This is a genomic window from Bacillus sp. B1-b2 (genome assembly GCF_009183415.1).
GTDB lineage: Bacteria > Bacillota > Bacilli > Bacillales > Cytobacillaceae > Niallia.
Genome location: NZ_WEHU01000023.1, coordinates 50,938 through 65,529, shown reverse-complemented (window position 1 = coordinate 65,529; position 14,592 = coordinate 50,938). Strand labels below are relative to the sequence as shown.

Annotated in this window: 10 protein-coding genes and 1 other annotated feature; of the genes, 7 read left to right on the top strand and 3 right to left on the bottom strand. The window is 34.9% G+C overall.

Annotated features, from left to right (window positions below):
- From F9279_RS18890 to F9279_RS18880, 3 genes are all read left to right on the top strand, one after another.
- On the top strand, positions 1-956 hold a 956-nt coding region (locus tag F9279_RS18890; RefSeq protein ID WP_152115852.1), incomplete at its 5' end, for an IS1182 family transposase.
- Between the two features lie 512 nt (positions 957-1,468).
- Positions 1,469-1,909 (top strand): LytTR family DNA-binding domain-containing protein, encoded by a 441-nt coding sequence (locus F9279_RS18885; protein WP_152115851.1) that lies wholly within the window; start codon positions 1,469-1,471, stop codon positions 1,907-1,909.
- Positions 1,906-2,316 (top strand): hypothetical protein, encoded by a 411-nt coding sequence (locus F9279_RS18880; RefSeq protein ID WP_152115850.1) that lies wholly within the window; start codon positions 1,906-1,908, stop codon positions 2,314-2,316. Before F9279_RS18885 ends, F9279_RS18880 begins: the two co-directional genes overlap by 4 nt.
- A 70-nt stretch (positions 2,317-2,386) precedes the next feature.
- Here the strand turns inward: F9279_RS18880 and adhE are convergent, their stop codons facing one another.
- Positions 2,387-4,999 carry a bifunctional acetaldehyde-CoA/alcohol dehydrogenase gene (gene adhE, locus F9279_RS18875; protein WP_152115849.1) on the bottom strand — a complete coding sequence of 871 codons (2,613 nt, stop codon included), beginning with the start codon at positions 4,997-4,999 and terminating at the stop codon, positions 2,387-2,389.
- Positions 5,000-5,366: 367 nt separating this feature from the next.
- Here adhE and F9279_RS18870 point away from each other — a divergent pair, with 367 nt between their 5' ends.
- From F9279_RS18870 to F9279_RS18855, 4 genes are all read left to right on the top strand, one after another.
- On the top strand, positions 5,367-6,002 hold the full coding sequence (locus F9279_RS18870; RefSeq protein ID WP_152115848.1) for a TetR/AcrR family transcriptional regulator: 636 nt from the start codon (positions 5,367-5,369) through the stop codon (positions 6,000-6,002).
- A gap of 121 nt (positions 6,003-6,123) precedes the next feature.
- Positions 6,124-8,349, top strand: coding sequence for an MMPL family transporter (locus tag F9279_RS18865; RefSeq protein WP_152115847.1), 2,226 nt, complete (start codon positions 6,124-6,126; stop codon positions 8,347-8,349).
- A gap of 279 nt (positions 8,350-8,628) precedes the next feature.
- The gene (locus F9279_RS18860; protein ID WP_152115846.1) at positions 8,629-10,095 is read left to right on the top strand and encodes a sugar porter family MFS transporter; all 1,467 of its coding nucleotides are present in this window, start codon (positions 8,629-8,631) and stop codon (positions 10,093-10,095) included.
- 318 nt (positions 10,096-10,413) lie between these two features.
- Positions 10,414-11,292: a cation diffusion facilitator family transporter gene (locus F9279_RS18855; RefSeq protein ID WP_152115845.1), complete on the top strand. Its 879-nt coding sequence runs from the start codon at positions 10,414-10,416 to the stop codon at positions 11,290-11,292.
- 192 nt (positions 11,293-11,484) lie between these two features.
- Here F9279_RS18855 and proS read toward each other — a convergent pair whose 3' ends face one another.
- Together proS and F9279_RS18845 are read right to left on the bottom strand one after the other, a co-directional pair.
- Positions 11,485-12,918, bottom strand: a complete 1,434-nt coding sequence (gene proS, locus F9279_RS18850) for a proline--tRNA ligase (RefSeq protein ID WP_152115844.1) — start codon at positions 12,916-12,918, stop codon at positions 11,485-11,487.
- 129 nt (positions 12,919-13,047) lie between these two features.
- Positions 13,048-13,270, bottom strand: a binding site (T-box leader).
- Positions 13,271-13,337: 67 nt separating this feature from the next.
- Positions 13,338-14,588 (bottom strand): pyridoxal-phosphate-dependent aminotransferase family protein, encoded by a 1,251-nt coding sequence (locus F9279_RS18845; RefSeq protein WP_152115854.1) that lies wholly within the window; start codon positions 14,586-14,588, stop codon positions 13,338-13,340.
- Between the last annotated feature and the right edge of the window lie 4 nt (positions 14,589-14,592).

The following is a 14,592-nucleotide window of genomic DNA, read 5'->3' as shown; positions in this document are numbered from 1 at the left end:
TCCATCATAAAATGGTTGGAGGAAGAGTGTTATTTACAGACTCTACTCATTTAAAGGCGAATGCCAATAAACATCAATTCACCAGGGAAACGGTGAAAGTGGAAACACGTGAATACGTGGAAGAGTTAGATAAAGCGATTGAGGAGGACCGGGCTGCTCATGGAAAAAAGCCTTTAAAGAAAAAGGAGGAGGAGGAGGAAACAAAGGAAATTCGGATAAGCACTACTGACCCTGATTGTGGCTTTATGTCTCGTGATAATAAACAAGAGATGTTCTGTTACTTAGATCATCGTACGACAGATATGAAGTTTAATATCATCACAGATGCCTTTGTTACCCCAGGAAATGTTCATGATTCCGTTCCATACTTAAGCCGACTTGATCGTCAGATAGAACGTTTCCAATTTAAGGTGGAAGCTGTTGCTTTAGACTCTGGTTATTTAACGAATCCTATTTGTAAAGGAATCATAGACCGAAATATTTTTGGTGTCATCGCACACAGAAGGTATAGCCCAGTAAAAGGACTTTTTCCAAAATGGAAATTCACCTATGATCAAAAGGCAGATTGGTACACTTGTCCAAATGGAGAAACCTTGACTTATCGAACAACCAATCGGGAAGGATATCGAGAATACAAATCAAGTGCCAAACAATGTAAGGATTGTCCTTTACTGTCCCAATGTACACGTTCCAAAAATCAGGTAAAAGTAGTAACACGTCATGTTTGGGAGGAGAATAAGGAAAAGATCCGATTAAATCGACTTTCTAAATCAGGGAAAGTTCTGTACAAATTTAGAAAAGAAAAAGTAGAGCGAAGCTTCGCAGATTCAAAAGAACTGCATGGGCTTCGCTACTGCCGTTTACGTGGTATAAAAAAGGCCGCTGAACAAGTATTACTGACAGCCGCCTGTCAAAACATAAAGAAGATTGCCATGCATCTATCCAAGATTGGATAGATGCATGAGAGTCTTTTTTCATGGAAAAGGAAGAATTAAATAACCATTCTAATCATTAAATTCTATCTGAAATAAAAAACTTGCAGAGAAAATAGTACTTTCTCTACAAGCTGAGGAGTCCTTTTATAAAGGGCTCCTTTCATTTTTTTAGAAAATAAGGGATTTGTCTGATTGTTTTTAGAAAGAGTGGAATGAACTGATAATGGAGAATAAAGCAGATAACAAGTATGCGGTAACATCTCCTTGATACATTGGTTGTTACTCCCCACTAAATAAACAATCCATATATTAACCTAAGGTGATGTGCCTCTTTACTACAAAGGCACATTTTTTATTTAAATAAGTCAAAGAAAATGGATAATAATCATTACATTATGTTTAATATTTATCGTTCTAAATACAGTCAATTAAACAAAATTATGCAAGAAACAATATTCTTTTTGTAACAAAATAAGAAAATATATCCATCAGATGATGCAATTGCTATTCTTGATGTAAGAAAGGAGGATATCATGAAATTTAATTTTATTTGGGACAGAGAACGAGCAATCGATGAAATTGAAATAATAGCTAATCCAGTCAATAAGGAAAAACTAGCTCAACTTAAAGAGGGGTTATCTGAAACAATAACATTAAGTGTGCAAAATCCTAAAAACAATAGAAAACTTCTTATAGACATCAAACAAATTGTAGTAATAGAAGCACTTGGCCATTTAACTAAAGTAATAATAGAAACTAATGAGGAATATTTGCTACAAAAGCGACTTAAAGAGTTACAAATATTAGAAGCAAATGGATTTTATCGAATTAATAATTCGACCATATTAAATCTCTCACAGGTTCATTCCTTTGCTTCTGGTGATTATGCAAGATTAGAAGTATTTACTAAAAATAATAAAAAATATTTAGCAAGTAGACACTATGCTAAAAATATAAAGGAGAAATTATCATGATTAATCATTTACGTCACAGTTTTATACAGGTTGCTTTCGGAAGTATTATTTGGGTATTTTTATTAAGTTCCTTAGCCTATACTGGTCTAAATATTCCTTTTAACTACGTTTGGAACTTATTAGGAATTGGAGTAATTTCAGGGGTTATTTTTGGTATTGTTTATCCTTACTTATGGGGATATTCAACATTTAAGGCATCCATTAATATTATGCTAAGTACTATAATAAATTCGTTTGGCGGTTTTATAGTAATATATTTATTTTCAGTTGATATGTTTAACATGATTAGAGAGTATATGATAATAATTGTTTTATTGACTTTGATAGGACATATAATAGCATTTTACTTTTACTCCAAATATGAAAATAAAAAATTGGCAGACTCTCTTAATAATCTAAAAAAGTAGTCCTATTGTACCCATAAATTATCATTCAAAAAAACTCCTGAAAATAGATTCAGGAGTTTTTCGACTATCATTACACACCTTTATAAGCTTTACGATAAATATCTGCTAGCTCAGATACTAAAGGTAATTTTGGATTTGCTGTTGTACATTGATCTTCAAATGCTCTATCAGCCAAATAATCCACTTTTGCTTCAAACTCTTTTGGATCTACTCCATGTGCAGCAATACTCATTGGAATATTCAATTCTTTCCCTAGGCGAATGACTGCTTTAACAAAATTATCTACACCTTGTTCTACTGTATTTGCAGGAAGACCTAACACTCTCGCAAGTTCTGCATAACGTTCATCTGCTTTATAGTATTCATATTTAGGGAATGCTACAAACTTCTTCGGTTTTTCAGCATTATATCGGATAACATGTGGCAATAAGATAGCATTAGAACGTCCGTGAGCAATATGGAATTCTGCTCCTAACTTATGTGCCAAGCTATGATTAATTCCTAGGAATGCATTAGCAAAAGCCATTCCTGCAATAGTGGAGGCATTATGCACTTTTTCTCTAGCCTCTTCATCATTTCCGTTTCGATAAGCTCTAGGTAAATACTCAAATATCAATTGCACTGCCTTTACTGCTAAAGCATCTGTATAATCATTTGCCATACTTGAAACATAAGCTTCCACCGCATGAGTAAGTACATCCATTCCAGTATCAGCTGTTACAACAGGCGGAACAGTCATAACAAATTGTGGATCGATAATAGCCACATCTGGTGTTAATTCATAATCAGCTAACGGATACTTAATATTTTGTTCTTTATCTGTGATAACAGCGAATGAAGTTACTTCAGATCCAGTACCAGAAGTAGTTGGAATCGCGACAAATTGCGCTTTGCCACCTAAAGCTGGATACTGATATATACGCTTACGAATATCCAAGAATTTTTGCTTTAATCCAAAAAATTCTTCATTTGGATGCTCATAGAATAACCACATTCCTTTTGCCGCATCCATAGGAGAGCCTCCACCAAGTGCAATAATACAGTCTGGTTGGAATTTCGCCATCATTTCTGTTCCTCTTGCTACAGTATCAATAGAAGGATCTGGCTCTACATCTGAGAATACTTCTACTTGAACAAGGTTAGAACGTTTTCTTAAATTATATAGCAGTTTATCTACATATCCGAACTTAACCATATATGGATCTGTTACAATAAATACTCTTGAGATATCTGGCATTTTTTGAAGATATTGCACAGAATTTTTCTCAAAATAGATTTTTGGTGGAATTTTGAACCATTGCATATTATTATTCCTTTTTGCTAATTTTTTTACGTTTAATAAGTGTACAAATGTTACATTTGTGGAAACAGAGTTTTTACCATAAGATCCACAACCAAGTGTTAAGGAAGGTAAGAACGCATTATAGATGTCTCCTATCGCACCTTGTGAAGATGGAGCGTTATTAATAATACGACAAGCTTTCATTCGAAGAGCAAATCTCTCAATAACATCCTTGTTTTCCGAATGAATAACTGCAGAATGTCCTAAGCCACCAAATTCTAGCATTTCTTCTGCACGTTGAATTCCTTCATCTGTAGATTCCACTTTATAGCAAGCTAATACTGGACTTAACTTCTCACGAGATAAAGGATAATCTGGCCCTACGCCTTCTAATTCAGCTAGTAAGATTTTTGTATCTTCTGGAACCTTTACTCCAGCTAGGTTTGCAATATAATGAGCTGATTTACCTACAATATCTGCATTCACAGCACAAGTTTTTTCATTGATTACTAATTTTTCTACCTTTACAAGTTCTTCCTTATTTAAGAAATAACAATTATGGCGTTGTAATTGATTTTTTACTTCATCGTATATTTCTTTATCAATAATCACCGCTTGCTCAGAAGCACAAATCATCCCATTATCAAATGTTTTAGAGAGAATTAAATCATTTACTGCTCTCTTAATCTTTGCTGATTTCTCTATATAGCATGGCACATTCCCAGCCCCCACACCAAGTGCTGGCTTTCCACAGCTATATGCAGATTTGACCATCCCTGGTCCACCTGTTGCTAGAATAAGAGCAACATCATTATGATTCATTAATGCTTTTGTTGTTTCAATAGATGGTTTTTCTACCCATTGAATACAGTTTTCTGGTGCTCCTGCTTCTACTGCAGCATCTCTTAATATTCTTGCTGCTTCACTACTACATTTTTGTGCAGATGGGTGAAATGCAAAGATAATTGGATTTCGTGTTTTTATAGCAATAATTGCTTTAAACATTGTAGTAGATGTTGGGTTTGTAACAGGTGTTACCCCTGCAATAATACCAACTGGATCAGCTATTTCCATAACCCCTGTTTGCTCATCTTCTCGGATAATGCCAACCGTACGATCATACTTGATATTATGGTAGATATATTCAGTAGAGAATATATTTTTCGTTATCTTATCTTCATAGATTCCTCGACCTGTTTCTTCCACTGCCAGCTTCGCTAAATACATATGCTGATCTAAACCAGCTAGTGCCATTGCTTTTACAATCGTATCCACTTGCTCTTGATTTAATTGTAAGAATTCATTAAGTGCTTTCTTCCCTTTAGAAGCCATTTCATCAATTATTACTTGAACATCTTGTTTTTCTGTTTTGGCTTTAACTTCTCTTTCCACAATTGACATAATAGTTCCCTCCAAATTTAATAGAGAATAATATTGTGAACATTTTCACAAGTTACCCTTAAAGGAAAACTATACCACTGAGTATAGTTTGTGAATATTTTCACATATATTCCTTTAAAGAAAAGCTACTCTTTAAGACGTAACTTTGATACCTACATTTAATAATACTTGCTTTTAACTCTCTTGTTTTATCTTGTTGCTCCTTACATTCTTATCATATACAGAATAAAGAAATCCTTCAACTATTATTTGAAAAATATGCTCATTATTTCACAAAGTTGTTCACCATTTATTCATATTTGAAAAAAACCTTGATTTTATTTATAATATAAAATGTGATAAAATTAACAATGAAAGGGTTTACATTGTGAAAAAAGAAACGAAGAAAGCGGATATTAATCAAGACACGCACCAATTAATCATTCGAGTTTCCTATTCTCTATTCATGGAATTAGGGTATCGAAAAGTTAGTACTAGAATGATTGCGGAGCAATGTGGGATTACTCAACCTGCTTTATATCATCATTTTAAAAATAAACAACAAATATATATAGAAGTTATTCATAACTCCATCAAACAAACAGAAGAAGCATTGCTTAAATTAATAAAACAAAACTATACGCTAGAAGACCAATTATTACAGATAGCTCTTTATTTTATGACAAATTTTCAAGAAGATTTAGTTCAAATGTTTCATGACCTACAACATGAAATGCCAGAAGACATCCAATTACAAATCAAGACTCGTTGGCAAAAAGGATTTATTCAACCAATAATCCTAATTCTTGAAAAAGCGGTAGAAAATAAAGAAATTACATCCTTTGACAATTATAAAAGTAATAGCTTTGAAATAGCTTTAATTTTTCTTCAATATATTCAAACGGTTATCCAACCCTCTTCTATGCGCTATCTTTCTAAAGAACAACAAATGGTAGAGATTAAGAAAAAAGCAAAGTTAATTGTTCATTTATTCTTACATGGAATCGCTAAAGAAAAATTTTAAGCAAAATACTTATTTTTTTCAAAAATTCATTATATACTAAACTTATCGATCGATAAGTTGTATTTTTTTATCATTAACTTATCAACTGATAAGTATAATAAAAGTAAAAGGAGAACAACAAATGAAGAACTTCATTCATCGCTATTTTGCCTTTGTATCTAGCAAGAAAGGCAAATGGGTCACACTTATAGCTTGGATATTGATTATAGGGACATTAAGTCTGACTTTGCCTCAAGCTAGCTCACAAAAGAATGATCAAGCTCAGGCAATTCCTTCTGATGCTCCTTCACAACAAGCTGAAGAGTTATTAAACAAAGAGTTTCCTAATGAACAAGGTACACCTGCATTAATTACTTGGTATCGTTCTACTGGCTTAACAGATAATGATTTATCGCAAATCCAAGAACTAACGAACCAATTATCAGAAAATCCTTTAAAAAATCAGCAATCTGTCATTCCTTTTTATGAAATGCCATTACAAGTGGTGAAGCAACAAATTTCAGAGGATGGTACTACGTTAGTACTTCCCATTCTTTTTGAAAGTGGTACAGAAACTGGTGTTTTAGAAGAAAGTATTCAAAAATTAGAAAAAACTACAGATTCTATTTTCTCACAAAATCCATTTTCAACAGACTTAGAGAATAAAGATGTGCTACAAGCTAGAACAACTGGACCTGTTGGTATTGCTATTGATGCTTCTTCTCTATTTAGTCAGGGAGATTTATCTTTATTAATTGGTACAGTAATCATTGTACTAATCTGTCTACTTGTTATTTATCGCTCCCCAATCTTAGCTCTTATTCCATTAATTGGGGTAGGAATTGCATATGGAGTAACTAGCCCTGTTCTTGGTGCAATGGGGAAAGCTGGCTGGATAGAATTCGACTCTCAAAGTATTGCCATTATGACTGTTTTACTTTTTGGTGCTGGTACAGATTATTGCTTATTCATTATTAGTAGATATCGCTCTTATTTAACTCAAGAACCACTAAAAGAAATCGCTATGAAGCGTGCTTTAAACAGATCTGGTGGCGCTGTAGCAATGAGTGGCTTAACAGTTGTTTTCTCTCTACTTATCTTATTATTTGCACAATACGGCTCTGTTCATCGATTTGCCATACCATTCAGTTTATCTATCTTAATTATGATGGCTGCCAGCCTTAGTCTAGTACCAGCCATTCTTGCTATCCTCGGTAGATTCTCGTTTTTTCCATTTGTACCTAAAACAGAAGCAATGGGAAAAAGAAAGAGTTCAGAGCAGAAAAATAGAAGGAAACAAACCTTTGGTCAACTGATAGGTACGACTGTTACTAAACATCCTTGGCAAGTAACGATTATTACCACTATTTTTCTTGCATTCTTTGCATTTTTTGCTACTAAAACGGTTTATACGTATGACTTACTATCCTCCTTCCCAGAGGATATGCCATCTAGAGAAGGATTTAGCTTAATAGAAGAGCATTTTAGTGCCGGAGAATTAGCTCCTCTATCTATCATGATTGATACAGAAGGAAAAGATATTCCCATCGAAGAAGCATTAATGAATCTGGACTTTATATCAACCGTCTCAGCTCCTGAAATAGCAAAAAATAATGAAGAGTTAGTAAAATACTCTGTAGAACTAAATACAAATCCATATTCTAATCAAGCAATGGATGAGATACCTATTATAAAAGAAAAACTGCAAGATGAATTAGAAAAGGCAGGTTTAAAGGACGAGAATACTAATATTTGGTTATCTGGTATAACGGCAGAGCAGTATGATACTAGGGATATTACAAAACATGATGAGAATATTGTTATTCCTCTCATTATTATCTTAATAGCCATTCTTTTACTTGCATATTTACGCTCTATAACAGCAACCATCTACCTTATTGCTACTGTTTTATTATCATACTTCAGTGCATTAGGATTAGGTTGGATCATTCTTCATTATCTTTTTGGAGTAGAAGCCATTCAAGGACTTATTCCCCTTTACTCCTTTGTTTTTATTGTTGCATTAGGGGAAGATTATAATATCTTTATGATTTCAAGCATATGGAAGAAGAGTAAAGAGATTCCACTGCTTCAAGCAATTAAAGAAGGAGTAGCAGAATCTGGTGGGGTTATTACATCTGCTGGTGTCATATTAGCAGCAACCTTTATGGTACTTACCACTCTCCCAATGCAAATACTAGTTCATTTTGGTACTATCACGGCAATTGGTGTTTTACTAGATACCTTTGTTGTCCGCCCATTTTTAGTTCCGAGTATCACTACTTTGTTGGGGAAAAAAGCTTTCTGGCCAGCTAAAAGATCAGAACTTCATTCGGTAGAAACTACTCAAATGGAAAGAGAACATTAATCATTTTTATGGCCATTGCTAGCAGGAAAACTAGCAATGGCCATTTTTTATACCCTTCTTTTATTCACACTTCTATTACGGAGACCTTAACTTTTTTCCCCTAACTGAAACATTTATTAATGATGTTCCCCTTCCCTTTATTTGTTCATATAAACCAATTACCTCTTAACACTTTTATTAATCAATAGGTGATTTCCCTAAAAAACTGGGTATATAGTTAATATTACCATTACATATACAAGTGGATATTTCAGTAAATTGGAAGAAAGGAGTATTAAAATGAATCAAACCTTGAATAAGGATGAGCAAATTCAACAGGAGGAAACAGACATCCATACTTCCAATCGTAGATTGAGAATAATTGCCATTATCTCTACTTTTGGAGGATTATTATTTGGATATGATACTGGGGTTATCAATGGTGCATTACCTTTTATGGGCCAAGCGGATCAACTTAATCTCACTCCTTTAACCGAAGGAATGGTTGCAAGCTCTCTTCTACTTGGAGCTGCATTTGGTGCCGTATTTGGCGGTAATTTAGCAGATCGCATTGGTCGTCGTCGTGTTATTATTTATCTTGCTATTCTTTTCTTTATTGCTACATTAGGTTGTTCCTTTGCACCAAATGCAACAGTCATGGTTATTTTTCGAGTTTTTCTTGGTTTAGCAGTTGGGGGAGCATCGGTAACTGTTCCTGCTTATCTTGCCGAAATGGCTCCAGCAGAAAAACGTGGAAGAATGGTTACACAAAATGAATTAATGATTGTTACTGGACAGCTATTAGCTTATACCTTTAATGCCATTCTCGGAAATGTGTTTGGTGATACTGGTCATATTTGGCGTTATATGCTTGTCATTGCTACTCTACCTGCAGTTATTCTATGGTTTGGAATGCTCGCTATGCCTGAAAGTCCTAGATGGCTTGCTTCCAATGTCAGTATAAAAAAAGCATTTCAAATTTTAATGCAAATTCGCAGAAAAAAACGAGCTAAAATGGAAATTGTAGAGATCCAAAAATCGGTTGAAAAGGAAGCTAAGATGGATAAAGCCTCCTTTAAAGATTTAACCATTCCTTGGATTAGAAGAATTGTTCTTATTGGTCTTGGTATAGGAGTAATTCAACAGATTACTGGGGTGAACTCCATAATGTACTATGGAACAGAGATTCTTAGCGAGGCAGGTTTCGGAACACAAGCAGCTTTAATTGGGAATATTGCTAATGGAGTCATTTCCGTTCTTGCTACGTTTGTTGGAATATGGCTACTTGGAAGGGTTGGCAGAAAACCTATGCTAACAGTAGGATTTATCGGAACTACAAGTTCCCTTATCCTCCTTACCATTGTTTCATCGTTATTTAACGGGACTACTGCTTTACCATACATGGTCTTACTATTAACCGTTACATTTCTAGCTTTTCAGCAAGCGGCAGTTTCTCCCGTTACATGGCTCATGCTTTCCGAGATTTTCCCTTCCCGAATACGCGGAATGGGGATGGGAATAGCTGTATTCTTTCATTGGATGACTAATTTTACAGTTAGCTTACTATTCCCTGTTCTACTAGATTCCATTGGTCTATCTAATACGTTCCTCATCTTTGTAATCCTTGGTATCGGAGCTATTCTTTTTGTTAGAAAATTCCTTCCAGAAACAAAAGGTCGTTCCCTTGAGCAACTAGAAGAAGATTTTCGAAAACAAGCAAGCACAAAAATGAAAATGAATCTATCTAAAAATACAGAGATTAGATAATAACTTATTCATGCTTATAAATGATCAAAATGACGATTCATTATGAATCAAGAGGCTACTCTAGAACATATCTAGGAGTAGCCTCTTTTTATTTATCCTATTTCTAACAAATAGAAACAAACCATTCTATTCTTAAAAAATAAGATATAAAAGTAAATAATTAATTGTAACAAGCGTAATAAGAATGAAGTCTTTTACTAAAGATAAAGAAATCATTACAGTGCTTCTAAACTCTCTAACACTTTGTATAAAAATCATACTCCCTACTTATTATAAAAGGAATTCATTTACTCATTCTTATAAAAAGGGGCCATCAAAATGGAAAAAAAATACGCAGAGTTAAAGCTCGGGGAACGAGCAGCTATTTTAAGTATTTGCACCTATATTATTTTATCCTCTATTAAGTTATTTATTGGCTTTCAATCAGGCTCTGAGGCTTTAAAAGCAGATGGATGGAACAACTTCACAGATATTATTGCATCTGTAGCCGTACTTATTGGATTACGACTTTCACAAAAACCAGCTGATAAGGACCATCCATATGGTCACTGGAAAGCAGAGACAGTTGCTTCCTTAATCGCCTCTTTTATCATGGTAAGTGTTGGTTTACAAGTACTCTTTCAAGCTTTCACTTCTTTTTTTCATGCTTCAAGTACTGTACCAGACTTAATTGCTGCCTATACCGCTCTTGGGTGTGGTGCCGTCATGTTCTTGGTGTATCGCTATAATTTACATTTGGGGAAGAAAATTAATAATCAAGCAGTTAAAGCTGCAGCAAAGGATAATTTTTCTGATTCTATGGTAAGCTTCGGAACAGCAATTGGTATTATCGGAGCTCAATTTCATTTAACTTTCTTAGATCCTCTCGCTGCCTGTATAGTAGGATTACTTATATGTAAAACAGCCTGGGAAATCTTCCGTGAGACTACACACTATTTGACAGATGGATTTGATGTATTAGTAATTGATCAATATAAAAAAACCATAATAAATGTGGAAGGAGTTAAATCTGTCAAACAGATAAAGGCTAGAAATTATGGAAATAGTCCTGTTGTTGATGTTGTTATAACAGTAAATCAGGAGTTAGATATCACTCATGCACATGATATTTCTTCCAAAGTGGAGGACGTTCTTATAAATGAATATGATGCACTTGAAGTACATGTTCATATTGAACCAGAAAAGGCCAAAGGGTGATAGAGCATTTTATGTATAGGTAACAAAGTGTTATAGATACTGATTTTTGCTTTTGGGGTGTGTCATCCACATGGCGAGTCACTAGCCATGTGGATGACACACCCCTTCTACACTATTTACAACCTTATTATTTAACTGTTCATGAAGAACTGTTTTAGCTTTCAATCCTACGAGGTTTTGTCCTTTTAAAAATTAATATGCTTTTGCCCAATACACCAGCTTGTCTGCTTTCTTGCCACAGCACACACATGTTTCTCCTACTATAGATTGTTCAAACGGCATACATCTAGAGGTGATGCTTGTTTCTTCTTTTATTTTATCTTCACATGCTTGATCTTCACACCACATTGCTTTTATAAAGCCTGGTCTTTCTTTAGCAGCAAATTCTTTTAATCCTGCAAAGTTTAAAGCAATATGCGTATTTTCTTCTCGGTGATTTCTTGCTTTATTGAGTAAATTTTCTTGAACATCTATCAATAATTGCTGAATAGTTTGCTCTATTCCTTCTAAGGAAACGAATTGTTTTTCTCCTGTATCTCTACGAACAAGTACTACTTGGTTCTTTTCCATATCTTTAGGACCAACCTCTAAGCGAAGTGGAATTCCTTTCATTTCATACTCATTAAACTTCCATCCTGGCTTTTTATCACTTGCATCAATTCCAACTCTTGCTGATTTGCTTAATGTTGATTTAAGATGATAAGCAAAATCTAATACACCCTCTTTATGTTGGGCAATTGGAACGATCATTACTTGCGTTGGTGCAATCATTGGAGGCACGACTAATCCTCGATTGTCTCCATGAACCATAATCATTGCGCCAATAATACGAGTAGTAAAGCCCCAAGATGTTTGCTGCACATGCTGTAAATTTCCTTCTCTATCTGTAAATTGAATACCAAAAGATTTAGCAAAGCCATTCCCTAAATGGTGAGAAGTAGCAGATTGCAAGGCTTTTCCATCATGCATAAGACTTTCAATCGTATAAGTATATTTAGCTCCAGCAAATTTTTCTTTATCGGTTTTCCTTCCCTTAATAACAGGTAATGCTAAATATTTCTCACAAATTTCTGCATACACATTTAACATTTGAACTGTTTCTTTAGCGGCATCTTCCTCTGTCTCATGACAAGTGTGCCCTTCTTGCCATAGGAATTCTAAAGTACGTAAAAATGGTCTTGTTGTTTTCTCCCAACGAACAACATTTGCCCATTGATTGTATAGCTTAGGTAGATCACGATAGGAATGGATAATATTTTTATAATGCTCTGCAAATAAAACCTCTGATGTCGGACGAACGCAAAGACGTTCTGCTAGCTCTTCGTCACCTCCATGAGTAATCCATGCAACCTCTGGAGCAAATCCTTCAATATGGTCCTTTTCCTTTTGTAATAAACTTTCAGGTATAAATAATGGCATATAAACATTCTCATGACCTGTTTCTTTAATTCGTCTGTCTAATGCTCCTTTAATATTCTCCCAGATAGCATTTCCGTATGGGCGAATAATCATGGACCCTCTTACACTTGAATAATCAATTAATTCTGCCTTTGTCACTACATCTGTATACCATTGTGCAAAGTCATCTTCCATACTAGTGATGCTTTTAACGAAATCCTTTGCCATCTCAACTACCTCCTTCTATTTTTGATTATTTTTTATAAACTAGCTCAAAAGCATTCTTCGTGATTTAGGAAGCACATCTAATAACTACATACATTCATACATTTACAAATAAAAAAAGCCCTGCCTCTCATTAGGGACCATTTAAACATGGCGGTACCACCCTAATTCAAAGCAAAGCTTTACACTCTTCCATGGTAACGGTATTGAACCGCTGAATCTTTCTAGTCAAAAGTCTATTCGATACAGAACGAAAAAGGTAGGTTCAATGGCTATTTTATAGGTCTTTTCAGCACAAGGAGACCCTCTCTTCTAATAAACATGACCACTTACTAATCCTTTTTATAGCTTCTCTATTAAACTGATATAATTCTTGTCAAGAATCATATCGAATAGATTCAGTATTGTCAACATACTTTTTTTTAATCTAACATAACGCCTTCTTTTTCTTTTAAATAATAATCCAATGTTGCTTGTAAGGCTTCACCAGCAGGTATGTTAACTCCATGTCTAATTAAACATGCCTCTAGACTAGCAAGTACATATAGTATATTCTCTTTTCGGCAGCTATAACCCATCGTGCCAATTCTCCATATCTTCCCATGAAGAGGACCGAAAGAGCTAGCTATCTCCACCCCGAATTGTTGAAGCATCATATGACGAACAGATTCTGCATCGACTCCAACAGGAACCTTTACACAAGTTACAGTCGGCAGCTTACTATGAATGTCCCCAAAAAGCTGTAATTCCATCCCTTCTAATCCTTTTAATAAAGCCTGTTCATGATATTTATGTCGAGCGAATCGATGGTCTAGACCTTCCTCTAACACGATCCTTAATCCTTCATGCAAAGCATACAGCATAGAGGTAGCCTCTGTATGATGATTGAGTCTTCTCGGGCTCCAGTAATCCTGTAATTGTGCTAAATCAAGATAGTTACTTCGAATAAAAGGGGTATTTCGTAATTCTTCTAATTCTGAATCTGTTGCAATTCCTCTTTCCACTTTCTTTCGTTGCAAAAGTACCTTTTCTATCCTTTTATTATAGGTAATAGGAGAATGCCCAGAAGGCACGGATAAGCATTTTTGATTTCCTCCTATTGCAGCATCAATAAACCATTTATCTGTTTGGACATCTGCTCCTCCAATGGTTGCGACAGCATCAACAACAAAAAGAATATCCTGTTCTCTACATGCTCTTCCAATTTCCTCAAGTGGCTGCATGCGACCAGTAGACGTTTCTCCATGCACTAAAGCAACGATTTTTGGTTGCACCTTCTTCATTTCTTGTATAATCAAATCTGGATCAAAAACTTCTCCCCATTCACAGTCAAGAGTATGTATTTCAGCACCATATCTTTCTGCAATTTCTGTTAATAAATGCCCAAATCGCCCATAGATAGGAATTAACACTTTATCACCAGGAACAATAATACTAGCCAGAACAGCCTCTAATCCAGAACGAGAAGTTCCATCTACTGGATAAGCCCAGTTATTACTGGTTTGAAACACCTGTTGAATCATTACCATCACGTCATTCATAATTGCGGTGAAGGCTGGGTCAAATTGCCCTAGAATAGGGTTACTCATTGCCCTTAATACACGAGGATCTACTTCCACTGGACCTGGTGTCATAATGGTTCTCAATGGTGTGTTTAATTCTGAAAAACGCATCATC